Origin of the sequence: Nocardia jinanensis, assembly GCF_014645735.1 — a bacterium.
Classification (GTDB): Bacteria; Actinomycetota; Actinomycetes; order Mycobacteriales; family Mycobacteriaceae; genus Nocardia; species Nocardia jinanensis.
Map to the genome: position 1 here is coordinate 33,053 of NZ_BMMH01000024.1, position 23,211 is coordinate 56,263.

At 68.2% G+C, this 23,211-nt stretch carries 26 protein-coding genes; 4 read left to right on the top strand and 22 right to left on the bottom strand.

Annotated elements, in window-relative coordinates:
• Nucleotides 1-31 precede the first annotated feature (31 nt).
• Nucleotides 32-703, top strand: coding sequence for a membrane protein YczE (gene yczE, locus IEY68_RS30785; protein WP_229719143.1), 672 nt, complete (start codon nt 32-34; stop codon nt 701-703).
• A 118-nt stretch (nt 704-821) separates the two neighbouring features.
• Here the strand turns inward: yczE and IEY68_RS30790 are convergent, their stop codons facing one another.
• Nucleotides 822-995, bottom strand: a complete 174-nt coding sequence (locus IEY68_RS30790; RefSeq protein ID WP_058856200.1) for a CsbD family protein — start codon at nt 993-995, stop codon at nt 822-824.
• 222 nt (nt 996-1,217) lie between these two features.
• On the opposite strand from IEY68_RS30790, the gene IEY68_RS30795 reads away from it, so the two are divergent.
• Nucleotides 1,218-2,309 (top strand): acyl-CoA thioesterase, encoded by a 1,092-nt coding sequence (locus tag IEY68_RS30795; RefSeq protein WP_082681549.1) that lies wholly within the window; start codon nt 1,218-1,220, stop codon nt 2,307-2,309.
• 175 nt (nt 2,310-2,484) lie between these two features.
• Here IEY68_RS30795 and IEY68_RS30800 read toward each other — a convergent pair whose 3' ends face one another.
• The gene (locus tag IEY68_RS30800) at nt 2,485-3,141 is read right to left on the bottom strand and encodes a TetR/AcrR family transcriptional regulator (protein ID WP_082681548.1); all 657 of its coding nucleotides are present in this window, start codon (nt 3,139-3,141) and stop codon (nt 2,485-2,487) included.
• Nucleotides 3,142-3,204: 63 nt separating this feature from the next.
• Nucleotides 3,205-5,181 (bottom strand): heavy metal translocating P-type ATPase, encoded by a 1,977-nt coding sequence (locus IEY68_RS30805; RefSeq protein WP_189094582.1) that lies wholly within the window; start codon nt 5,179-5,181, stop codon nt 3,205-3,207.
• A 92-nt stretch (nt 5,182-5,273) separates the two neighbouring features.
• Here IEY68_RS30805 and IEY68_RS30810 point away from each other — a divergent pair, with 92 nt between their 5' ends.
• The gene (locus IEY68_RS30810; protein ID WP_058856198.1) at nt 5,274-5,639 is read left to right on the top strand and encodes an ArsR/SmtB family transcription factor; all 366 of its coding nucleotides are present in this window, start codon (nt 5,274-5,276) and stop codon (nt 5,637-5,639) included.
• Between the two features lie 49 nt (nt 5,640-5,688).
• Here the strand turns inward: IEY68_RS30810 and IEY68_RS30815 are convergent, their stop codons facing one another.
• Nucleotides 5,689-6,036, bottom strand: a complete 348-nt coding sequence (locus IEY68_RS30815; protein WP_058856213.1) for an ArsR/SmtB family transcription factor — start codon at nt 6,034-6,036, stop codon at nt 5,689-5,691.
• A 45-nt stretch (nt 6,037-6,081) separates the two neighbouring features.
• On the opposite strand from IEY68_RS30815, the gene IEY68_RS30820 reads away from it, so the two are divergent.
• Nucleotides 6,082-7,422, top strand: a complete 1,341-nt coding sequence (locus IEY68_RS30820; RefSeq protein WP_229719144.1) for an MFS transporter — start codon at nt 6,082-6,084, stop codon at nt 7,420-7,422.
• Here IEY68_RS30820 and IEY68_RS30825 read toward each other — a convergent pair.
• The 18 genes from IEY68_RS30825 to IEY68_RS30905 all read right to left on the bottom strand — a co-directional run bounded on the left by IEY68_RS30825 (nt 7,419) and on the right by IEY68_RS30905 (nt 22,981).
• The gene (locus tag IEY68_RS30825) at nt 7,419-8,168 is read right to left on the bottom strand and encodes a DUF6390 family protein (protein WP_267886591.1); all 750 of its coding nucleotides are present in this window, start codon (nt 8,166-8,168) and stop codon (nt 7,419-7,421) included. The genes IEY68_RS30820 and IEY68_RS30825 overlap by 4 nt on opposite strands.
• Nucleotides 8,165-9,283 carry a Nickel transporter NicT gene (nicT, locus tag IEY68_RS30830; protein ID WP_195826242.1) on the bottom strand — a complete coding sequence of 373 codons (1,119 nt, stop codon included), beginning with the start codon at nt 9,281-9,283 and terminating at the stop codon, nt 8,165-8,167. Before nicT ends, IEY68_RS30825 begins: the two co-directional genes overlap by 4 nt.
• 35 nt (nt 9,284-9,318) lie before the next feature.
• On the bottom strand, nt 9,319-10,401 hold the full coding sequence (hypE, locus tag IEY68_RS30835; protein WP_058856197.1) for a hydrogenase expression/formation protein HypE: 1,083 nt from the start codon (nt 10,399-10,401) through the stop codon (nt 9,319-9,321).
• Nucleotides 10,394-11,506, bottom strand: coding sequence for a hydrogenase formation protein HypD (gene hypD, locus IEY68_RS30840; RefSeq protein ID WP_058856196.1), 1,113 nt, complete (start codon nt 11,504-11,506; stop codon nt 10,394-10,396). The genes hypE and hypD overlap by 8 nt, the downstream gene beginning before the upstream one ends.
• Nucleotides 11,503-11,826, bottom strand: a complete 324-nt coding sequence (locus IEY68_RS30845) for a HypC/HybG/HupF family hydrogenase formation chaperone (RefSeq protein WP_058856195.1) — start codon at nt 11,824-11,826, stop codon at nt 11,503-11,505. Before IEY68_RS30845 ends, hypD begins: the two co-directional genes overlap by 4 nt.
• Before the next feature lie 19 nt (nt 11,827-11,845).
• Complete coding sequence (hypF, locus tag IEY68_RS30850) at nt 11,846-14,116, bottom strand: carbamoyltransferase HypF (RefSeq protein WP_058856194.1); 2,271 nt, start codon at nt 14,114-14,116, stop codon at nt 11,846-11,848.
• The gene (locus tag IEY68_RS30855) at nt 14,113-14,355 is read right to left on the bottom strand and encodes a HypC/HybG/HupF family hydrogenase formation chaperone (protein ID WP_058856193.1); all 243 of its coding nucleotides are present in this window, start codon (nt 14,353-14,355) and stop codon (nt 14,113-14,115) included. The genes hypF and IEY68_RS30855 overlap by 4 nt, the downstream gene beginning before the upstream one ends.
• Before the next feature lie 2 nt (nt 14,356-14,357).
• A complete protein-coding gene (locus tag IEY68_RS30860) occupies nt 14,358-14,822 on the bottom strand; it encodes a hydrogenase maturation protease (protein ID WP_058856192.1) in 465 nt (154 codons plus the stop codon).
• A gap of 13 nt (nt 14,823-14,835) precedes the next feature.
• Complete coding sequence (locus IEY68_RS30865; protein WP_058856191.1) at nt 14,836-15,153, bottom strand: hypothetical protein; 318 nt, start codon at nt 15,151-15,153, stop codon at nt 14,836-14,838.
• A gap of 22 nt (nt 15,154-15,175) precedes the next feature.
• Nucleotides 15,176-15,295 carry a DUF6893 family small protein gene (locus IEY68_RS37215; RefSeq protein ID WP_373293039.1) on the bottom strand — a complete coding sequence of 40 codons (120 nt, stop codon included), beginning with the start codon at nt 15,293-15,295 and terminating at the stop codon, nt 15,176-15,178.
• Nucleotides 15,296-15,308: 13 nt separating this feature from the next.
• Nucleotides 15,309-16,634, bottom strand: coding sequence for a hypothetical protein (locus IEY68_RS30870; RefSeq protein WP_058856190.1), 1,326 nt, complete (start codon nt 16,632-16,634; stop codon nt 15,309-15,311).
• Nucleotides 16,631-17,278 (bottom strand): DUF6084 family protein, encoded by a 648-nt coding sequence (locus tag IEY68_RS30875; protein WP_058856189.1) that lies wholly within the window; start codon nt 17,276-17,278, stop codon nt 16,631-16,633. Before IEY68_RS30875 ends, IEY68_RS30870 begins: the two co-directional genes overlap by 4 nt.
• Nucleotides 17,275-17,910, bottom strand: coding sequence for a DUF5947 family protein (locus tag IEY68_RS30880; RefSeq protein WP_058856188.1), 636 nt, complete (start codon nt 17,908-17,910; stop codon nt 17,275-17,277). The genes IEY68_RS30875 and IEY68_RS30880 overlap by 4 nt, the downstream gene beginning before the upstream one ends.
• Entirely contained in the window at nt 17,907-18,821 is a 915-nt protein-coding gene (locus tag IEY68_RS30885; RefSeq protein WP_058856187.1) for a NifU family protein, read from the bottom strand. Before IEY68_RS30885 ends, IEY68_RS30880 begins: the two co-directional genes overlap by 4 nt.
• A 33-nt stretch (nt 18,822-18,854) precedes the next feature.
• The gene (locus IEY68_RS30890) at nt 18,855-20,651 is read right to left on the bottom strand and encodes a nickel-dependent hydrogenase large subunit (RefSeq protein ID WP_058856186.1); all 1,797 of its coding nucleotides are present in this window, start codon (nt 20,649-20,651) and stop codon (nt 18,855-18,857) included.
• Between the two features lie 12 nt (nt 20,652-20,663).
• Nucleotides 20,664-21,719: an NADH-quinone oxidoreductase subunit B family protein gene (locus IEY68_RS30895; RefSeq protein ID WP_058856185.1), complete on the bottom strand. Its 1,056-nt coding sequence runs from the start codon at nt 21,717-21,719 to the stop codon at nt 20,664-20,666.
• 81 nt (nt 21,720-21,800) lie between these two features.
• On the bottom strand, nt 21,801-22,649 hold the full coding sequence (hypB, locus tag IEY68_RS30900; protein WP_058856184.1) for a hydrogenase nickel incorporation protein HypB: 849 nt from the start codon (nt 22,647-22,649) through the stop codon (nt 21,801-21,803).
• Entirely contained in the window at nt 22,613-22,981 is a 369-nt protein-coding gene (locus IEY68_RS30905) for a hydrogenase maturation nickel metallochaperone HypA/HybF (RefSeq protein WP_058856183.1), read from the bottom strand. The genes hypB and IEY68_RS30905 overlap by 37 nt, the downstream gene beginning before the upstream one ends.
• Between the last annotated feature and the right edge of the window lie 230 nt (nt 22,982-23,211).

Genomic DNA, 23,211 nt, shown 5'->3' on the forward strand with positions numbered 1-23,211 from the left:
CGATAGATCCAGCGACAGGAATGCTCGTCGTATGATCAGACGTCTCACCGCGCTGTTCGCCGGTCTCTGGCTGTACGGCTTCTCGATGGCCGTGATGATCCGCGCCGCAGTGGGTTTGGACCCGTGGGACGTTTTCCATCAAGGTGTCACCCGGCACGTCCCGATGAGCTTCGGCACCGTCACCGCACTGACCGGTGTGGTGGTTCTACTGGCCTGGATTCCATTGCGCCAGTGGCCCGGTGTGGGCACGGTGAGCAACGTGGTGCTGGTCGGCGTCTCCGTCGACGTCGGGTTACTGATACTCCCCGAGTGGGAGTCGATGCCGGTCCGGCTGGGCGCGATGGTGGTCGCGGTCGTGCTGAACGCGGTGGCCAGTGTGCTGTACATCGGCGCGGGACTCGGGCCGGGCCCGCGCGACGGTCTCATGACCGGTCTGGTCCGGCGGACCGGGTGGTCCATCCGGCTGGTACGGACCGTCCTCGAAGTATCGGTCCTGACGATCGGCTGGCTCCTCGGTGGCAGCGTCGGGGTCGGCACCTTGGTCTACGCGGTCGCCATCGGACCGCTCATCCAGCTCATGGTGCCACTGGTCGCGGGGCGCCTGCCCGGATTCGACACCACGCCGACGCGGCGGCCGACCGATACCGACGGCGCTCCCGAACCCATGGGAGGCGATAACGCCGAGATCCGGTCGCGGGCGTGAGCGGATATCTCGCTGCATCCCGCGCCGCGTCGGGGTACGAACCCGCCCACGTCGCGGTTCTGCCGCAGACGCCGAGTGGGGGACGCCGATTCCGGCGTCGCCCACTCGTATGTTCGCCTCAGTCGCGGAAGGCGTCCTTGACCTTCTCCCCCGCGTCCTTGAGGTTGGACTTGGTCTGGTCGGCCTTACCCTCGTTCTCCTTGTCCTTGTCGCCGGTGGCCTGCCCGAGCTTTTCCTTGGCCTGACCAGCGAGATCTTCGGCCTTGTTGTTGAACTTGTCCGTAGCACTCATCGCCTGACCCTCTCGTCGGGTGCGCCCGGCCTGCTGTCCGGCCGGTCGTCGGGGCGAATAACCACCAACCGCCGTCCCAAACAGGTAGTCGCGATCTGCCCGGCGAACGCAGCTACCCACTCGGCGAGTGTGTACACACGATCGACGGTCCGACAGCAGAGTTCTCCAGCGGTGGTGGCGCGCTACTCGCCCGTAGCGTCGCGTATGCCTATCCTCCACCGGATGACAACGGAGTCGGGAACCGTACATCCGTCCACCCGAGCAGATCGGCAGGCCGTGACCACCACAACCATCGACCCTCTCCCGACCCCGGCCGTATCCGGCAGGCGGCCCGAGGCGATCCATCGTTTCCTCGTCAAACCCGCCGACGCGGGGATCGCGGACGCGGTGGACGGCGGCAAACTTCTCGAATGGATCGACAAGGTCGCCTATGCCGCGGCGGCCCAGTGGAGCGGGCGCTACTGCGTCACCGCCTACGTCGGCAATATTCACCTGGACCGGCCGATCGCGGTCGGCGAACTGGTCGAGTTGCACGCGAATCTCGTCCACACCGGGCGCACGAGCATGCATATCCTGGTCAGCGTCTATTCGACCGACCCCACCCGGCAGAAACCGGTCCAGACGGCCCAGTGCCTGACGATCTTCGTCGCGGTGGACGATGAACGCCGGACCGTCGAGGTGCCCCAGTGGGAGCCGTCCACGATCCTCGAACTGCACCGCCATCGGCAGGCGCGGGCGCGTATCTCGGTCCGGAAGCGGATCGAGGAGGCCATGGCGGCGCAGCGCTACACCGCGAGCGGCACCGCACCGAGCGCGACGCTGCGCTTTCTCGCGGCACCGTCGGATATCAACTGGGGCGGCAAGGTCCACGGGGGCCGCACGATGGGGTGGATCGACGAGGCCGCCTACGTCTGCGGCGCCGATTGGGCCGGGCAGCATGTGATCACCTCCTATTTCGGCGGTATCCGCTTCTACCGGCCGATCGTCATCGGCCATATCGTGGAGGTCACCGCGCGGCTCATCCATACCGGGCCGCGCAGTATGCATATCAGCGTGCACGTGACGTCGACCGACCCGCACTCCGACGAACCCGCACTCGCCGCACACGGCCTGGCGGTCGTGGTGGCGGTCGACGCCAACGGGAAGGCCCGCCCGATCGAACAGTGGACACCGGTCTCCGATGAGGACCGCTCGCTGGCTGCCCATGCCCGTCACCTGGTCGAGCTGCGGGCGGAGGCCGAACCGTTCGCCACCGCCGCCGATCTGCCCGCCGACGCCGAACCCAGCTACTTCCGCGCGCCGATTCCGGGCTGAGCCGGAGCGTGCCGGGGTTGCCGGCCCCCTCGGCAGGTACCCGGCGGGATCCGGCTCGATCCGACGAGTTGTCGGCGGGCCGCGCCGGAGCCGGCGAGCGCACTCTCCCCCGTTCCGGCCGGAATCGCGCGAGCGGTGTATCCAGGCGTGATGTCCGGTGAGGTTGTCCCGGACATCACAGCTGAGCGATCCCTTCCGACGCCGGGGCGGATCGGCCGGCGGTTCCGGCGCTCGAAGGGGCGGCGATCCCGTGTTTCATGAGCGGAACGATGGTGCTGCGGACGAAGGCGCGCGCTTCGTCGGGATCGGTGAAATCGACACCACCGACGCCGGGTGTGAGCATCAGCGAATGCGCCAGGCGGGCAACGAGTTCGGCGACCGGACGCGGATCGTAGCGGTCGACCAGACCGGCGGACTGGGCGTGGGTGAGCATCCCGACGATGTAATCGATACCGATCGCGACCAGCCGCTCACCCTGCACGGTGTAGAAACCGAGCGCCTCCTCCGGAGCCACCCGCAGCAGCTGGGTGACCAGCCGGTGGATCCGAGTCTGCAACAGCACATGCAGCATCGTCTCCTCGATCCGGTCCTCCACGGTGGTGGCGGTGGTGGCGATCGCGCTGACCTCGGTCAGCATGCGCTGGGTCTCCCGCTCCAGGACCGCCTCGACCAGGTTGTCCTTCCCGGCGAAGCGCCGATGAATGGTGATCCGGTTGATCCCGGCCCGCCGCGCGATATCCTCGAGGCCGGCCCGCCTGATCCCGACCTGCAGAATCCTTTCCAACGCAGCGTCCATGATCGCCTCATCGACAGTGTCGCCACCCGCAGCCATGTAACCAATATACAAATCCGGTTACATAGCAGAGTGGGCGGCCGAGGTCACCGCCGCGCCCGGCTACCGGCCCGCGTCGGCGGCACGACGCCAGGCGGCACTGCGCAGCAGGCGCAGGCCGTTGAGTCCGACAATGATCGTGGAGCCCTCGTGGCCCGCCACCCCCAGCGGCAGCGGCAGGGTACCCACCAGATCCCATACCACCAGCACCACGATGAAGGATGCGGCGATCACCAGATTCGCGGCCACGACCCGGCGGGCGCGACGGGCCAGTGCGATCACCGTGGGAACGGTGGTGAGATCGTCACGAACGATAACCGCGTCGGCGGTCCGGAGCGTGAGATCCGAACCCGCCCCGCCCATCGCGATACCGACGTGCGCGGCGGCGAGAGCGGGGGCGTCGTTGATACCGTCACCCACGACCGCCACCCCGGCGCCGGCGGCCCGCAACTGCCGGACAGCGGCCACCTTGTCGGCGGGCAGCAGTCCGGCCCGGATATCGGTGATGCCGACCCGGACGGCCACTCGGTCGGCGGCCGCCCGGTTGTCACCGGTCAGCAGCACAGGGATCGTTCCGGTCAGCCGTCGCGCCGCATCGACAGCGACCGCGGCTTCCGGCCGCATCTCGTCGGCGAGGGCGAGCACCCCGGCCGGGCGGCGGTCACGGGTCACCACGACCGCGGTGTGGCCCCCCGCCTGCATCGTCGCTATCGCAGCAGCCGCCGCCTCGACGACCGGGCCGGGCTCGACGTTCTCCAGCGCCGCCGGTGACCCGACCGCGATGCGATGGCCCTCGACGCGAGCGCTCACGCCACGGCCCGGATGAGCGACGAAATCGCTCACGGACGGTAGGTCGAGCCCCCGCGCGCGGGCGGCCCGGACGATGGCGGCGGCGAGCGGATGTTCGCTGGGCCGCTCCGCGGCCGCGGCGAGCCGGAGCACCTCGTCGGCGTCGAATGTGTCGATCGGACACCATATCCCGGCCAACTCGGGAGTACCCCGGGTCAGCGTTCCGGTCTTGTCGAACGCGATCACATCGGTGGTACCCAGTTTCTCCATCACGACCGCGGACTTGACGAGGACACCGTGGCGTCCGGCCGTCGCGATCGCGGCCAGCAGCGGAGGCATGGTCGCCAGCACCACCGCGCACGGGGAGGCGACGATCATGAACGTCATCGCGCGCAGCAGCGCGCGCTGCGCTGTCTCGCCGAACACCAGCGGCACCACGAATATCACCAGGGTGGCCCCGACCATCGTCACCGAGTAGCGCTGCTCGATCTTCTCGATGAACAGCTGAGTACGGGCCTTGGTGCGGCTCGCCTCTTCCACCAGGGACGCGATCCGGGCGATCACCGAGTCCCGCGCACGGCGATCGACCCGGATCCACAGGGAGCCGGTGCCGTTGAGAGTGCCGGCGAACACTTCGTCACCGGCGGATCTGTCCACCGGCAACGGTTCCCCGGTGATGGTGGCCTGATCGACCTCGCTGCCGCCGGATACAACGGTGGCGTCGGCGGGGATCCGTTCTCCGGGCCGCACCAGGACGGTATCGCCGACCTCGAGGTCGGCGACCGCGATCGTCTCCTCCTCGTCCGATTCGGTGACCCGGGTCGCGGTATCCGGGGCCAGATCCAGCAGCCCGCGTACCGAATCCTCCGTGCGGGCGCTCGCGAAGGCCTCCAGCGCGCCCGAGGTTGCGAAGATGACGATCAGCAGCGCGCCGTCACCGACCTGCCCGATCGCTGCGGCGCCGAGGGCGGCGGCCACCATCAGCAGATCCACATCCAGCGTCTTCTCTCGTAACGCGCGCAAACCGGCCGCGGCCGGTGCCCGGCCACCGGCCGCGTAACAGGCCAGGTACAGCGACCACCACAGCCAGTCCGGACCCCCGGCGAGCTGCGCCGCGGCCCCGGCCCCGGACAACGCCACTGCCGTTGCCGCCCAACGGGTTTCGGATAGCGACAACAGCTTCGTACGGCGCACCGCCACCGGCGCGGGTACAGCTGTCGCGACGGTGGACGTACGCGTCGGAACGGCCACGGGCCACCTCCACAGGGAACGAACAGATCCGCCGACAATAACAGAACATATGAAGACGTCTTCATTTATGCTGGTTGATATGCTGTTCGCTTATGGGACACGGGGTCGAAGGCCGGGACCGCCCGACCACCACGCGGTTGGACGCCGATGCGGCAGGCCGGGTCGCGACGACGCTGCAGGCGCTGGCCACGCCGAGCCGGCTGCTGATCCTGAGCGAACTGCGGCAGGGACCGCTACCGGTGACCGAGCTGGCGGCGGCGGTCGGGATGGAACAGTCCGCGGTCTCCCACCAATTGCGACTGCTGCGAAATCTCGGCCTGGTCACCGGCGCTCGCGCCGGGCGCAGCATCGTCTACAGCCTCTACGACAACCATGTGGCCCAGTTGCTCGACGAGGCGATCTACCACAGCGAGCACCTGCGCCTGGGTCTCGCCGATCGCCCCGAAGCCGCCGGCTGAGCGGATCCGCTACCGGATACCGGGTTCACCGAACAGGCGGCCCGGAATCTCAGTCGTGGTCCGGTATCCCGCGTACGTGATGCTCAGCGGCGTTCAGCGCCTCGACCAGCAGGCGGCGCACATGTCCGCCACGGGTGCGGTAGAGCATGCGCCGGCCGTCGCGACGCCGGATCACCAGCCCGGCGAGTTCGAGCTTGGCCAGATGCTGCGATACCGCGGGCCGGGCCAGCGATACCCGTTCGGCGAGCGAGCCGACATCCAGTTCGTCACCGCTCAGCAACCACAGGAGTCGCAATCGGGTGGGGTCGGACAGCATCCGCATCGCCTTCGCCGCCGCCTCGGCGAGGTCCGGGGGCGGAAGCTCGGACCAATGGCTACTACTATCATGTGCGTACACGAGCACATATTCTGCCGGTGCTCGGAGCGGATCCAGGAGTCGAGGGTGTCACTGTTCAGCCGACGCGCCTACCGGCATCTGTTCACGGCGCAGGTGTCGGCGTTGTGCGGCACCGGTCTGGCGACCGTGGCGCTGGGTCTGCTGGCCTATCAGCTGGCAGGAAGAGATGCGGGCCTGGTACTCGGTACCGCGCTGACGATCAAAATGGTCGTCTACGTATCCGTGGCGCCGGTGGCGGCGGCCTACGCCGATCGGCTGCCGCGGCGGGGGCTGCTCGTCGGGCTGGATCTGGTCCGGGTAGCGGTGGTGCTGACACTGCCGTTCGTGAACGAGGTGTGGCAGATCTATCTGTCGATCGCCGTTCTACAGACCGCGTCGGCGGTGTTCACCCCGGCCTTCCAAGCTGTGTTGCCCGATATCCTGCCCGACGAGCGCGAGTACACCCGAGCCCTGTCCGCCGCACAACTCGCTTCCACGATGGAGACCCTGCTCAGCCCGCTGCTGGCGGCGCTGTTGCTCACGGTGCTGGACTTCCATTGGCTGTTCGCGGGGACCGCCCTCGGGTTCCTCGCCTCCGCGGCGCTGGTCGCCGGCACTGCGATCCCGGATATCGCCCACCGCGCGCGGACAACCGGGATATGGGACCGCACCGTCGCGGGAATGCGGATCTTCGCCGCCACCCCGCGCCTGCGCGGCCTGCTCGGGGTGAACCTGGTGGTGGCCGCGGTGGGGTCGGTGGTGATGGTCGATACCGTGAACTACGTCCGCGATGTCCTGGGCGGCTCACAATCCGATGTCGCGGTGCTGTTGGCGGCCAATGGTTCCGGAACGATGCTCGCCGCCCTCGCACTGCCCCGAGTGCTGGATCGGGCGCGCGAACGCTCGATCGTGCTGGCCGGCGCGGGCACTCTGGTACTCGGCATCACCGCCGCGATCATGATGGCGCTGAACGGTACCGGCAGCCGGACCACCGCCCTCGTGGTCTGGGCGGTCATCGGCGCCGGCGCCGGACTGGCGATTACTCCGGTGGGTCGAGTACTACGTCGCTCCGCGCAACCGAAGGACCGGCCGGCCCTCTTCGCCGCCCAGTTCTCGCTATCGCATCTGTGCTGGCTCATCACCTACCCGCTCGCGGGCGGGCTGGCGACCTCGGCGGGCTTCGCCGTCGCCTGGATCGTCCTGGCCGTTGCCGCGGTGGGTGGGCTGGCCGCGGCGGTCCGGTACTGGCCGCGCCGCGACCCGGCGGCTCTCGGCCACGTCCACGACGACCGCGTTGATCCGGATCACCTGCACGACGCCGTGCCGGTGGGCGCGACCACCTACCGGCACACCCACACGTTCGTCATCGACGACAACCACCGGCGGTGGCCCACGCCGGTCGGTTAACGCGCGAGTCGCCGGTTGGTGACGCGAAGTTGCCGAGCCGTCGTCACGGCCAGTGTGCGCGCCTCGGAAAGGGTCAACGGACCGCACAGCCGGTCCCAGTGCAGGGCGACGAGCTGCCCCGGCGCTGCGTCCGGGACGGCGGCGAACCCGTCTTCCCATACGGGCACCGAGACCGGCTCCGGTACTCCCAGAAGCAATCGGCCCCCATCGAAGCGCAACCGACGGCACCGCACCGTCAGTTCGTCGCCGGCCCGGGCCGACACCGTGCCCCAGCCGATGCGGCAACAGTCGAGCACCCGGATCGGCTGCTCCCCACCGCGACCGAGCAGACGGGACCACGGATAGATGCCGAATACGTGGAAGCAGTGATTGGCCGCCGCCTCCCCGGCCAGGCAGTCCCGCGTCAGGTACTGCCAGTAGTTCCCCGCGGCCGGGCCGATCACGGCGAGCAACTCCGTGACGAATGCGGCCGGATCGAGTTCCGCGCCCACACCACCACCGAGCCAGTACGACTCGACGAGCCGGCGATCGAGCGGATCGGCGATCCCGGTCATCCGCGACATCACCCGCAGATAAGGCCAGGCCCCGGTGAAATGGCGCGCCGCGTCCCGCACCCGGTCGGCGGAGCCCGTGCGCAGGGCCGAGGTCTCGGCCGGTCCGCAGTAACCGAGCCGGTTGGGTGCGTAGGCGAACCGGGCGAACATCTCGGTTCCCGGGGCGGCGACCGCCTTCGCGCTCGTACTCACGGATCCACCGGTAATCCGCGCCGCCACCGTTGTTCGACCTCGCCGAAACGCCAGACCGCGACAGCGGCGGCCCAGGTCACCACGAACAGACCGACGATGATGAACCCCATCGCGCCGAGGTCGAGCGAACCGATCCACGCGAGCGGGCCCGAGGTGAGGTCCAGTTTCTCGGTCATGATCGAGATGATCTCCTGCGCGCCGATCAGCAGGGCCACCGCGACCGACAGACCGGTGACCACGAAGTTGTAGTAGATCTTGCGCACCGGGCCCGCGAACGCCCAGCCGTAGGCGTAGTTCATGAAAGTCCCGTCCAGTGCGTCGAACAGCGACATGCCCGCCGAGAAGAGCACGGGCAGAACGAGGATCGCGTACCAGGGCAGATCGGTGGCCGCGGCGCCACCGGCGATGACCAGCAGGCCGACCTCGGTGACGGTGTCGAAGCCCAGGCCGAACAGCAACCCGACCGGATACATCTGCCAGGGTTCGCGCACTGCCCGTATCAGCGGCCCGAAAACGCGGTTGAGCGCGCCGCGATCGTCGAGCCGGCGCTCGAGTTCGGCTTCGTCGTATCGACCGCCGCGCATCCCGCGGAACACCCGCCAGATCCCGACCAGCGATACCAGGTTGAGCAACCCGATCAGGATCAGGAACGTACCCGAGACCCCGGTTCCGAAGACACCGGTCCACTGCTGCAACCGCGAATCGTCGTCCTGCAGATTGACCGCGAGCGCCTTGACTCCGGCCGCCAGCAAGGCGACCAGTGCGAACACAATGGTCGAGTGTCCGAGCGAGAACCAGAACCCGACCGAGAGCGGCTTCTTCTGCTCGGCGACCAGTTTCCGGGTCGTATTGTCGATGGCGGCGATATGGTCGGCGTCGAACGCGTGCCGCATACCCAGGGTGTAGGCAGTGATCCCGAGTCCGGCGCCGAACACCGCTCCGTCCACGAGATAGCCGCCGGGCACCACGAGCAACAGCAGCGTCGCGAACCCGATCACATGCAGTGCGACGATCGTGAGACTCATCCCGGTGACACTGCGCCGCTGCGCCGGGCCCAGATCCGACCATCCCCGCCGTAGGGCCGCCACCGATATCCGCACCGTCGGATACCTCATTTCTTTCGGGCGGCAGTCCGATCGGACCCGCCGCGTCAACAGATCCGCGGCAGTTGCTCCCCGGCGGGCAGATCGACCACCCGGGTGCCGCCGAGTGCGGTGCGCGCCACCACCATTCCCGGATGTTCCTCGACACAGGTACCGATCACTGCCGCACGTGCCCCGAGCGGATGCGCGCGCATGGCCGCCAGTACCCGATCCGCGTCCGCGGGCGCGACGAACGCGACCAGTTTGCCCTCGTTGGCCACATACACCGGATCCAGGCCGAGCAGCCCGCAGGCATCGCGCACCGCGGCCGGGACCGGTAGCGCGGTCTCCTCCAGCGATACGCCGATCCCGGCCGCGCGGGCGATCTCGTTCAGGGTCGCGGCGACTCCGCCACGTGTCGGATCGCGCAGGACGTGCAGATCCGCACCGGTGTCCAGCATCGCCGACACCAGTCCGGCCAGCGGCGCGGTATCGCTGAGTACCGTCGTGCCGAATTCCAGACCTTCCCGGCAACTCATGACCGCGATCCCGTGTACGCCGATATCGCCACTGACCATGACGACATCTCCGGGTGCCGCCCGCTCGGGCCGGATATCGACGCCCTCATCGAGGACACCGATCCCGGCGGTGTTGATGAAGATCCCGTCACCGTGGCCAGCGTCGACGACCTTGGTATCACCGGTCACCAGCGATACTCCGGCCGCCGACGCGGCAGTGCCGAGAGCCTCGGCCACATGGGCGATCTCGGACAGGGCGGTGCCCTCTTCGAGAATGAAGGCGGTGGACAGCACCAGGGGTCGCGCACCGGCCATCGCGAGATCGTTGACGGTACCGTTCACCGCCAGCTCACCGATCGAACCACCCGGGAAGACCAGCGGTTTCACCACGAAGGAGTCGGTGGAGAAGGCCAGCCGGGTGCCGTCGACCGCGAAGACCGCCGAATCCCCCATACCGGCGTCGGCGGCCGCCCCGAAGGCGGGCAGGAACAGATGCTCGATCAGTTCGCCCGACATGGCACCACCGCCGCCGTGGCCCATCACGATATTCGGCGCGTCACGCAACGGCATCGGGCAGACCCAACCGTCCACGTCGATGGCCGGTGCGGCGGGCATACTCAGATCCTCACGCATGGGCCACCTCCGCGGGCAGGTCCAGGCGGCGATAGAGGTAGTAGGCGGCACAGGCGCCCTCGGAGGACACCATGGTGGCGCCCAGGGGATTGCGCGGCGTGCACTGGGTGCCGAACGCGGCGCATTCGTTCGGTTTGATCAGGCCCTGCAGTACCTCCCCCGACCGGCAGACCGCCGATTCGTCCGCACGCAGTTCGCCGACCGAGAACCGCTGCTCGGCATCGAAGTCGCGGTAACGCGACGAGAGTCGCCAGCCGCTGCCCGGGATCACTCCGATACCGCGCCAGGCCCGGTCGGTGACCTCGAAGACATCGTCCAGCATGGCCTTGGCGGCGGGATTTCCGGCATCCGATACCGCGCGTGGATAGGCGTTCTCCATCTCGTGCCGACCCGTCTCCAGCTGTGCCACTGTGCGGCGGATGCCCTCGAGGATATCCAGCGGTTCGAAACCGGTGACGACCATGGGGACCCGGTACCGCTGTGCCAGCGGCGGATACTCCTGGGTGCCCATCACCGTGCACACGTGCCCGGCCAGCAGGAAAGCCTGCACCCGGCACTGCGGTGATTCCATGATGGCGGCGATCGCCGGGGGCACCAGCACATGCGAGACCAGCAGCGAGAAGTTCTCGATACCGAGTCGCTGGGCCTGATACACGGTCATCGCGTTGGCGGGGGCGGTGGTCTCGAAACCGATACCGAAGAAGACCACCTGCCGGTCCGGATTGGCCCTGGCCAATTCCAGCGCGTCCAGTGGTGAGTAGACGACGCGGACGTCTCCGCCTTCGCTCTTGACATGGAAGAGATCCTTCGTACTGCCCGGAACCCGCAGCATATCGCCGAACGAGCAGAAGATGACCCCGGGCCGCGCGGCGATCTCGAGCGCCTTGTCGATGACCTCCAGCGGAGTGACGCATACCGGGCAGCCGGGACCGTGGATCATCTCGATCTGATCCGGCAGCAACTGATCGATGCCGTGCCGGATGATCGAATGTGTCTGCCCGCCACATACTTCCATGATCGCCCAGCGGCGGTCGGTGGTGGCGCGGATCCGGTCGAGAAGTTTCTTCGCCAAGTGCGGATCACTGAATTCGTCGAGATATTTCACGGCTCCTCCTCTGGGTCGGGCTGCCGCGGCGCCTCCGGGTTGTCCATTCCCGCCTGCGCGGCCGCGACGGCGAAACCGTCGCCGAACTCCTCCTTCAGCACACCGAGGTGATCGAATTCCGCCAGGGTCCGCAGTGCCGATTCCTCGTCCAGCCGCTGGATGGCGAATCCGACGTGCACGACGACGTAGTCGCCGATCGCGGCGTCCGGGATGTACTGCAGGCATACGTCCTTGTGCACGCCGCCGAAATCGACGACCGACATCAGGGTGCCGTCGCGCTCCGCGAGGCTGAGCACCTTACCGGGAACTGCCAGGCACATGATCGTCCTCCTTCTCCGCTCAGCCCGCGGCCACCGCGAGCACCTGTCCGAACGCGAGGCCGCCGTCGTTGGGTGGCAGCCGGTGGTGGGTGAGTACGGTGAAACCGCTTGTCCGCAGCAGCCGCCGGGTGGCCGACAACAGCAGCGCGTTCTGGAACACACCGCCCGAGAGGGCGACAGTCGTATCCGGCCCGGCGCGGGCCAGCGCGGTATCCAGTACCAGCCGCGCGACGGCGGCGTGGAACCGGGCACCGATCACCGCCGCGGGTACCTCGCGCGCGGCATCGGCGACCACCGCCGCGAGCACCGGGGCGGGATCGATCGACGCCGGGTCGCGGCCGGAGTCGACCGCGAATCGGTACTCCGCACCACCGGTATCGCCGGGCCGCGAGATTCCTTCGAGTTCGATGGCCGCCTGCGCCTCGTACTCCACGGTGTGCCGGACCCCGGCCAGCGACGCCACCGCATCGAACAATCGGCCCATGCTCGAGGTCGGCACACAACCCAGTCCGGTCTCGAATTGATGGGCGAGCACCGCGCGTTCGGCGGCCGGACAGGCGCGGACCGAGGCAATCGCGGGCGACCATTCGATCCCCGCCGCCCACAGGTGCGCCAGCGCCATCCGATAAGGGCGTCGCACGCTCGTATCACCACCGGCGAGCGGCACATATTTCAGATGGGCCAGCCGCCGGTAACCCTTGTACCCGGCGGCGAGGATCTCACCGCCCCAGACGGCTCCGTCGGGACCGAACCCGGTGCCGTCGAACGCGACGCCCAGTACTGTCTCGGCCGGGCCGAGGCCGTGCTCCCCCATCACCGCGGCGATATGCGCGTGATGGTGCTGCACGGTGCGCACCGGGCGGCCGTTCGCGTTCCGGCGCGCCCACTCCGTGGAGCGGTAGCCCGGGTGCATATCCGCGGCGAGCTGAACGGGGTGCACACCGGTGAGTTCCCGGAGATGTCGTTCGGTGGCATCGAAGGCCCGCAGTGTCGCCAGATCGTCCATATCGCCGATGTGCTGGCTCAGCCACACATATCGGCCGTCGGCGACCGCGCAGACGTTCTTCAGGTCGGCACCCGCGGCGAGTGTCGGCGCGACGGGTACAGGTAGTGCGAGGGGCAGCGGTGCGTATCCACGCGAGCGGCGCACCGGTGATTCGGTACCGTCGACCAGACGCACCACCGAATCATCACAGGGCACCAGGATCCTGCGGTTGTGCCACAGCCATCCGTCGGCCAGACCGGCCAGGCGTTCACCGGCGTCCACATCGTCGTAGCAGATCGGCTCGCTGCTCCGGTTGCCGGAGGTCATCACCAGTACGTCGGGCCCGGCCGGATCACCGGGAAGGCCGAACAGCAGCGTATGCAACGGGGTATAGGCAACGAGCACACCCAGATCCGGGTTGTCCGGCGCGACGGAGGCCGCCACCGGCCGCTCGCCGCGCGGCAGCAGCACGATGGGGCGCTGTGGCCCGGTCAGCAGCGCGGCGGCCGCGGCGTCCGCGGCGGCGATCGTCCGGGCGGTGGCGAGATCGGGCGTCATCACGGCGAAAGGCTTGCCACCGCGTCGTTTCCGGCGGCGCAATTCGGCTACCGCGGTCTCGTTCGCCGCATCGCAGGCCAGGTGGTAGCCGCCGATCCCCTTCACCGCGAGGATTCCACCCGACCGGAGCAGTTCCCGGGCAGCGGCCAGTGGTTCGCCCCCATCCGGCCCGGTGTAGTACAGGCTCGGGCCGCAGTCGGGGCAGGCGATGGGCTGAGCGTGGAAACGGCGGTCGGCGGGATCGTGGTATTCGCGGGCGCACCGGTCGCACATCGGGAAATCGGCCATCGAGGTGCTCGCCCGGTCGTAGGGCAGTGCCGCGATGATGGTGAACCGGGGTCCGCAGTCGGTGCAGTTGACGAAGGGATGCCGGTAGCGGCGGTCGGCGGGATCGCGCAATTCGGCGGCGCACGCCGCGCACAGGGCGATATCCGGTGACGCGAGGGTACGACCGGCGCCTCCGGTCGTATCGGCGATATGGAATCCGGTTCCACCGCGGACGGCGATCTCGGTCCGCTCGATCGATTCGATCATCGCCAGCGGTGGCGGCGAACCCCGCAGGCGCCCCTCGAATTCCGCGAGATCAACGGGTCTGCCCTCGGTTTCGATGATGACACCGCTGCTGTCGTTGGACACCCGGCCGCTCAGCGAAAGTTCCGCGGCGGTGGTGTACACGAACGGCCGGAAGCCCACGCCCTGCACTACGCCGCGTACCACGAACCGTCGTCGGGCCCGGTCGGCCGTCACGGCTGCTCACCGCTCCCGAGCAGGCGCAGCCCGGCCATCGCCTCGGCGGCGCCCGCCGCGTCGGTCTTCTCGACCACGAATCCCATATGGATGATCACCCAGTCACCGGGTCGCACCGGATCGTCTTCGAGCAGGCCGATGTTCACCCGGCGCTGCTCGCCGGATACGTCCACCAGGGCGATCTGATGGTGGTATCCCTCGGGTATCTCGACGACCCGCCCAGGAATTCCGAGACACATGGTCACACCTCCTGACGTGGTCTCAGCAGTTCGGCGACCACGCGATGCACTTCTTTCGCGGCAGCGTTTACCGCGTTCTCGACCGGAGCGGACAAGCCGATCCGCTCATCCACCGACTCGACCTGGCAGCCGACGATCACGGTCGGCGGGACAGTGCCGCCCAGCGCGCGGACACCGGCGAAAACCGCGGCGGGGTTCATCGCGTGCGCGTCGAGTTCCACGCTGGTGGCATCGCCGACCTCGGCCCGCAACACCTCCACCTGTCCGGGCGTACCGCGATCGGGTACCGCGTCGATGAGGACCAGTGCGTCCCAGCCGTCGAGCAGGTCGTAGGCCAGATGCATACCGCGGATGCCGTAGTCCACCACGCGCGCACCGGCCGCCGGGTGGTCCGGCAGCCGCCGCACCACCTCGGGCCCGAACCCGTCGTCGCCGAGGAAGATATTGCCGATCCCGGCGATCAGCACGGTATCCGTCGGTTCAGCCTTCCCCTTCGGTCGGCGACGTCGCCCCGCCGACTCTCTTGTCGTCGACCTTCCCGGTCGCCGTCTCCTGCGGCTCGTTCGCGGTCGCTTTGCGGTCGTCGTAGGGCGGGACGGGCGGTTCGCTGCCGGGGGCCGGTTCCGAGGTGAACTCCGCCTCCCGCTCGGCGGCTTCGTCGGGCGCGGAGGTCGTCTCCTCGTGACCGAGATCGCCCGCTTCACGATCGGTGGTTCCGCCGGCCACCGTGTCCGCGCCGGTATCGCGCGAGCCCGGCTCGCCGCGTGCCTCCTGTGATTCTTCTCTGGGGTCCTGCATCTCGCCTCCTTCCGATCCGCCGCTACATCTGCCGGATCTTCAGATATCTCCGGATGTCCGGTACCGACCGCACGCCGAGGTAGACACCGGCTGCCGCCAGTACCGCCACCACCGCTGTCGCGATCACTCCCACCGTCTCCATCACGAACTTCCTTTCACTTCTCGGGACTGTCGAGCGGCTCCAGTTCGTCGGGCGCGAAATAGAGGTACCGGCCGAACCATTCGTGCAGTTCGGCCGCCGGGTCGTCGTCCAGTACGACCCCTACGTGCGAATCCCCGTCCACGTCCTGGTGCACCGAGACCACCCGCGCGGCCGCACCGTCGACGAACAGATCCTGGGCGTCGGCGCGCCGGGACGGGTGCAGCCGGACCCGGCTACCCCGGTGCACCAGCACGCCCGCCACCGGCACCGCGTCGATATCCGGGCGGACGGCGCTGTCGGCCACTGGATCCCACCAGTCGAATCCGTCCGGTACCTCGGGTACCGGACGGGGCCGGTCGAGCCGGGGCTCCCGCAGCACACCGTGCAGCTGCCGCATCGCTTCCGGCGTTGCGGCGTCGCAGCGGTCCACGATCTCGGCCGCGCGCGGATCGGTCGCCCGCGCCTGTGCCTTCTCCTCGTCGGTCATCGTCATCACACGCAGGGTGAGGATCTCGTCGATCTCGGTGGAGTCGAACAGCTCCCCCGCGCTCTGCTCCGCGATCTCGGGGTGGTCGTAGAGGATGATCGGCGAAATGAGCAGCAGGCTGTGATCGTCCGGCGGACCCGCGAGTACCGGGAAGCACCGGTGCCGCGCACAGCGTTCGACCGCCGGCGCGGCCTCGGCCGGTGGGTCCAGCGACGAGACGAACTGTCCGCCGGTAACCTGTCCGAGGACGTGCGCGCCGATCAGCGAACGCGCGATGGCGTCCTGGGGCCCGGTCGCCGGTGCGTCCGCATTGCGCACCTCCACCGTGAGCCGCAGGAACCGGCCGTCGGGCACGGCGGCGACCTCGAACTCGCCGGCGAGCGGCTGCCGGGTGCGCACCAGTGCCCCGACCGTCCGGCCCGCGGCGTCGTCGACCTCCTCGGTGTCGACACCCCCGGAAACCGTCAGCGGACGTACGAAGGACTCCACTGCGGCCGGTCCGATGACGATCTCCTGTGTGACGGCCTCGTCCCAGGTCAGCCACGACCGCGCGCCGGCGGACAGTTCGGCGCGGGCCCGGCCGTCGCCGTCGATCGCCTGCCGCCGCTGGAGCTGGAGGAACCGGATCGTCCACGTCAGCATCGGGTCCGTACCCGGGTCGAGCAGGAATCCGGCCGATAGGGACGGCTCTTCGCCGAACCCGGCCGCGGCTGCCCCCGGTGGGCCCAGGACGCCGAACTGCCAGCGCGACAGGTTCTTACGCGCGTTCGCTCGATAGGGGTAGAGCAGATAGCCCTCGTAGAGCACCGCGTCGGCGACGGCGCGCGCCCGGGCGAGCGGATCGGCGGTCACGGTACTTCCTCGCTCCCTGCCAGCAGCCGGGTCACCGCCTCGTCGAACCCGAGCAGGCCGTGGCCGGATTTGTACGCGGCCAGCGCGTCGAGGGTGTCCCGGTGCAGGCGGACCCAGCCGGTGTTCGGGAAATGCGCGGCCATCAGGTCCCGCCAGACCGAGACCGGCATATCGAACGCGTCCTCGCGATCCCAGGGGATCTGCTGGATCGCGAATCCGTTGCTGCCCTTGATGAAAACCGTGCCGCTGAACAGGAAGAGCAACGGCACCGCGCCGTCACGCAGGGCGTGCAGGTATTTCGACCCGGTCACTTCGAAGTCGTAGGTACACGGCATCGGCATATCGACCTCGGCGCCGCCGGAGAACCCGGGAACCATGGTGGCGCAGTGCATCCAGAGGAAGGATCGCTGCGTATCCCGCCACCGATCGCGAGCGCCGAACAGGTCGGTCAGCCCCGCGCCCTCCTCGTCGGTATAGCGGCGGCGCGACGGCTGGATCCGTACCTGCGCGCGGAGCGCGATCGCGTGCACGGGTTCGTCCGCGAGCGAGGCGATGCCGACCCGAGCGGACAGGATCGGCGCGACGGAGTAGGGCTGCGGCCCGATCTCGAGAACCGCGAACGTCGTCGAGTGCACAGGACTCATACCGCACCGCCCGGTCGCGCCCGGGCCGAGACCGCCGCGAAGAACTCGTCCAGATAGTCACGGACATCCTGCCCACCGTCGAAACCGCGCCACAGCAGCCGCATCCGGCCGACGAATTCGTAGCACGCGTCGATCGGCAGCAGCAGACAGCTCGCCTCCGTGGTGTCGTTCTCGGGGACGCGGATCAGCAGGGCCTCGACATCGGCGGCGAGCACGTCCAGTTCCGGATGGCGCCGCAGGATCGTGTTCCACTGCGCCAGTGGAAGTTCCGATTCGGTGGCGCCCGCGGGTCCCGGATAGAAGGCAACGGTCCGGTCCGACGCGGAGTTGTGGAAGAAGAAGGCGAGCCCCACGGGTATCTCCAATGCGTCCCACTCCGCGGGGCCGATCGTGAAGCCGGGGAAGGCGAGATAGCGCGCGGGCACCGCCCGGTACCGCAACGCTGCCTCTTGGTCGACGAACAGCAGGTAGCAGCCGCGACAGACACACATCAGCTGCCGGCCTTCGATATCCACGACATGCTGGTGCTCGGCGGCGATCGGCTCGGCGCACATCTCGCAGCGTTCCCCCACCCGCGGCGCGGGCGGACGCTCGGCGGTGATCCGCCGCAGCACTCCCAACGGCGTGTTCACCCGGGCACCCCCACCGGTACCGCCACCGACAGTTCACCGGAACGCACCAGGACCGGGAGCGGTTCGAGGTGACCGTCGCCGTCGATACGCGCACCGGCCCGTACGACATCGTAATGCGCGCGACAGACCGGGCAGCGCAGTACCGCGTCACCGACCGGGGCTCCGGCCCGCCGGTGCAGCGCGGCGCCCGCGAGCGAATGCGCACAGGCCGGGCAATGGTCCCGATAGGCGAACAGTTGCTCACCCACCCGGCAGGCCAGCACCGTGAGTCCGGCGACGGTGAACCCGCCCACCTCGCCCGGACCGAGTTCGGCGAGTTCGGGGACCGCCACCCAACTGCCCGGCGCACGATCGTTCGACCGCACCCGGGAGAACAGCGATTCGGGCGCGATCGGCTCCGCCGGTTCAGGTTGCGCCGCAACGACTTCGATGGCCTCGATCTCGGGGGCCGCGGCACGTACCGCGTCTTCCACGGCCAGTTCCAAGGTCACCGACGAGGAAGGACAGCTGCGGCAACTGCCGGTCAGTTCCAGGCGGACCACCCCGTCGACGATGCCGACCAGGGTGACATCACCGCCGTGTGAACCCAGATACGGCCGCACACTGTCGAGTGCGGCCCGCACCCTGACGTCCACCTCGTGCGGGTGCAGCCCGTGCACGAGCAACAGGCTCGCCACCAGGTCGTCACGGGCCAGCAGCTCGAGTGTTCCCGTGTCCAGCAGGTCGACCACCCGGGCCAGTCCCGCGCCGTACAACTCGACCACTTCGCGCACCAACTGCTCGGCACGTTCGCGCGCGACGGTGCCGCCCGCCGAACTCGCCTCCAGCAGCGTTTCGATACGGTCGCCCGCCGCCCGCCAGCGCTGCTCGTCGGGTGCTGTGCCGTCCTGCTCCCGTGGGGATGCGTCCACCTCACCCTCCCGTCGCCGGTATCGCTACGGGACTCACTCCGGTGTGAGCGTCTGCGTCGGTGAATGCAGTTTCCGCAGGCTCTGCCCCTTACCCAGGTACATGTGCACACCACACGGCAGGCAGGGGTCGAAACTGCGGACCGTGCGCATGATGTCGATGCCCTTGAAGTGCTCGCGGTCGTTCTCCTCGAAGATCGGCTGACCCTGGACCGCGTCCTCGTACGGGCCCGGCGTGCCGTAGCTGTCGCGCGGACTGGCGTTCCACGGGGTCGGCGGATACGGGTGATAGTTCGCGATCTTCCCGTCCCGGATCACCATGTGGTGCGACAGCACACCGCGCACCGCCTCGGTGAAACCGCAACCGATGCCCTCCTCGGGCACCTCGAATGGCTCCCAGGTCTTGGTGTGGCCGGCCCGGATCTCCGCCAGTGCCTTCTCCGCGAAGTGCAGCGCGCAGGCCGCGGCGTAGGCCTGGAAATACGTACGGGCACGGTCGCGTTCGATGGTGTTGCTACCGTGCGCGGGGATCTTCCATTCCAGCGTGACCGGGCCCGCGAGCGCGGTCTTGGGCAGGTTGATCTGCACACTGTGGCCGGTCGCCTTCACATATCCGATATCGACCAGTTCGGCCAGCGCCGTCGCCCAGAGCCGCGCCAGCGGACCGCCGCCGGTGTCCAGGGCGAGATGCTGGCTGCCGTCGAACCAGCGCGGCGACATGACCCAGCTGTACTTGTCGTCCAGGTCGCGCTTCTGCGGTTTGGGGTTGGTGTGCTGGTTCCAGGGGTGGCGCCGGTCCACCGGATTGCCCAGGGGATCGGTGAGCACGAACGTTTCCTGATCGGTCCAGTCCTCGTAGTACGAACTGCCCAGCAGGATCCGCAGGCCCAGATTGATATCGACCAGGGAGGTGGTGAGGAGCTCGCCGTCGACCACCACGCCCGGGGTGACGAACATCTTGCGACCCCAGTCCTCCATATCCGTGTAGTCGAAGTTGCAGACCTCGGGGTCCTGGAACGAGCCCCAGCAGCCCAGCAGCGTGCGCCGCAGGCCGACCTTGTCGTAGCCGGGTATCGCGTCGTAGAAGAAGTCGAACAGATCGTCGTGCATCGGCACGACCTTCTTCATGAACTCGACATAGCGCATCAGCCTGGTCATGTAATCGGTCATCAGCTGCACGGTCGCCACCGTCCCGGGACCGCCGGGGTACAGCGTCGACGGGTGTACATGTCTGCCCTCCATCAGGCAGAACATCTCGCGCGTGTACCGGCTCACCTGCAGGGCTTCCCGATAGAACTCCCCGGTGAACGGATTGAGCGCACGCATGATGTCGGCGATCTTGCGGTATCCGTGTGCCGCCGCGTGCGGTGCGTCGGTCCGCTCGGCCACCGCGAGCACACCGGGATTGGTCTCGGCGACCATCTTCTCGCAGAAGTCCACGCCTACGAGGTTCTCCTGGAAGATGTTGTGGTCGAACATGTACTCGGCCGCCTCGCCGAGGTTGACGATCCACTCACCGAGGTGTGGCGGCTGCACTCCGTAGGCCATGTTCTGGCAGTAGCAGGAGCAGGTCGCGTGGTTGTCGCCGCAGATACCGCAGATACGGCTGGTGATGAAGTGGGCGTCGCGCGGGTCCTTGCCGCGCATGAACACGGAGTAGCCGCGGAAGATGGACGAGGTGCTGTGGCATTCCACCACTTCGTTGTTATCGAAGTCGATCTTGGTGTAGATACCCAGGCTGCCGACGATGCGGGTGATCGGGTCCCATGCCATCTCGACGAGACTGTCCGGTTCGATCGTCCGATGCGACGGCTCGGGGATGATCTGTGTCATCGGAGATACCTCCTACCAGGTTCGGGTCGCGCCGGTCTCGAGCTTTTCGCCGCGGTGCCGCCAGCGTGGCTCTTTGTCGACCGTGCGACCGGTGATGCTGCGGAGGCTGCGGACCACGGATCCATAGACGCCAGAGGCAGTGGACGAGAGCTTTCCGCCGGGTGGTTCGTCCATGAACGGCATGAACTTGTCGGGGAAGCCGGGCATCGTGCAACCGATACAGATCCCACCCACATTCGGGCAGCCGCCCACACCGTTGATCCAGCCGCGTTTCGGCACGTTGCATTTGACCACCGGGCCCCAGCAGCCCAGTTTCACGATGCACTTCGGTGACCCGTACTCGGTGGCGAAATCGCCCTCTTCGTAGTAGCCGGCACGGTCGCAACCCTCGTGCACGGTCGCGCCGAACAGCCATTTGGGGCGCAAGGCCTCGTCGAGCGGGATCATCGGCGCCTGGCCGGTGGCCGTATAGAGCAGGTAAGTGAGGGTCTCCGACAGATTGTCCGGATGGATGGGGCAACCGGGCACGCAGACGATGGGGATATCGGCCTTGCTCTTCCAGTCCCAGCCGAGATAGTCGGGCACGCCCATGGCGCCGGTCGGGTTACCCGCCATCGCGTGGATACCGCCATAGGTCGCGCAGGTACCGACCGCCACGACGGCCGTGGCCTTCGGGGCGAGACGATCCAGCCATTCGCTGGTGGTCAGGGGCTGGCCGGTGGCGGGATCATTACCGAATCCGCACCAGTAGCCCTCCTCGTGTAATTGCTCGTTGGGTATCGATCCCTCCACGACCAGCACGAACGGGTCGAGTTCGCCACGGTCTGCCCGGAAGAACCATTCGAGGAAATCGTCGGCACCACCGTTGGGACCGCACTCGAAGTCGATGAGCGGCCAGTGCACCGCGACTTGGGGGAGACCGGGGAGGGCGCCGAGGGCGATTTCCTCGACACTGGGCTGGGTGGCGGCGGTCAACGCCACCGAATCGCCATCACAACTGAGACCGGCATTGATCCAGAGCACGTGGATCAAGGTCTCTTCGGCTCGGACCGCTTCCTGAGTTGGCATACGCTGCCACCTTCCGGAGTCGAAGCGGGGACTGGCCGTTCCGGCTCATAGACCACGGATTGTGACTCTGATCACAACAGTCTAGACGGGGTGACCCGCACCCTCAAGGCTCGTGGCGGCCTCCCGGCGCTGGTCCGCGAGCCATTCGTACCAGTGCTCGAGCCCCTCGCCCGTGGTGACCGAGATCGGCAGTATCTCGACGCCGGGGTTCACCGCGTGCGCGTACGCGGCGCAGGCGGTGAGATCGAAATCGACGTAGGGCAGCAGGTCGATCTTGTTCACCAGCACCAGACCTGCGGCCGCGAACATATGCGGGTATTTCAGGGGTTTGTCCGTCCCCTCGGTCACCGAGATCATCACCACCTTCCGGGATTCACCCAGATCGAACAGCGCGGGGCAGACGAGGTTGCCGACGTTCTCGATGAACAGCAGCGTGCTCGGTGCGGGACCCAGCGCATGCACCGCCCGGCGCGTCATCTCGGCGTCCAGGTGGCAGCCGGCTCCGGTGTTGACCTGCACCGCCCGAGCTCCGGTCGCGGCGATCCGCTCGGCATCTCGTACGGTCTCCTGATCGCCCTCGATGACGGCGATCGGGGCATCGGGCAGCGCGCGAATCGTCCGTTCGAGCAGCGTGGTCTTCCCCGCTCCCGGGGAACTGGTCATGTTCAGCGCCACGATGCCGCGGGCACGCAGCCACTCCCGGTTGTGCTGAGCGAGGTGGTCGTTGCGTGCGAGCACCTTCTGCTCGAGCGATACCGTCTCGGTCGCCGGTGGATGGGTATGTGGGGCCACATCGTCAGGTGAATGCTCGTGGCCGGGACCATGGGAGTGCGGCGGCCCGTCCCGGCCGTGTTCGGGATCGGCCGGTCCGTCGCGCCCGACCGTGATCACGCCTATCGTGTCGTTTCCACATCCGCAGGTTGCGCACATTCTCGGCTCACTTCCATCGACCGGATCCGCAGTTCCCGGCCGCCCCTTATCTCCACATCCGCGCTTGCGCACGGGCAGAGCAGGAGCAGATCGGTGACGGGGAAGTCCGCACCGCAGTCGCGGCAGTGCGCCGCACCCGGTACGGACCGGATATCGAGGTTCGCGCCGTCCGCGACGGTGCCCTCGGCGGCGATCTCGAAAGCGAATCGCAGGGCATCGGGCACGACCGCGGTCAGCACCCCCACATCGACGGTCACGTGATACACGGCACGCCCCGCCGCGTGGTCACACACGGCGTCGATGACACTCTGCGCGATCGCGAGTTCGTGCATCAAGATCTCGACTCGTCGAGGGATACTTGGATGCTACTCCGGCCGCTTCTTGCCGAGTCACCCTCGGGGCCGGCGGGCTCGTCTCGGGAACGTCACCGGGGCCGGTCCGAGATCGCGCCGGAGCTCGACCGTTCGGTACCGGCGGTCCGGGCGCGGGACCGCGGGCTGCACGTCGAATACGCCGGGCACCGGCGGCGGGCCTCGTGCCCCCACCTGCCGAGCCGGCGACC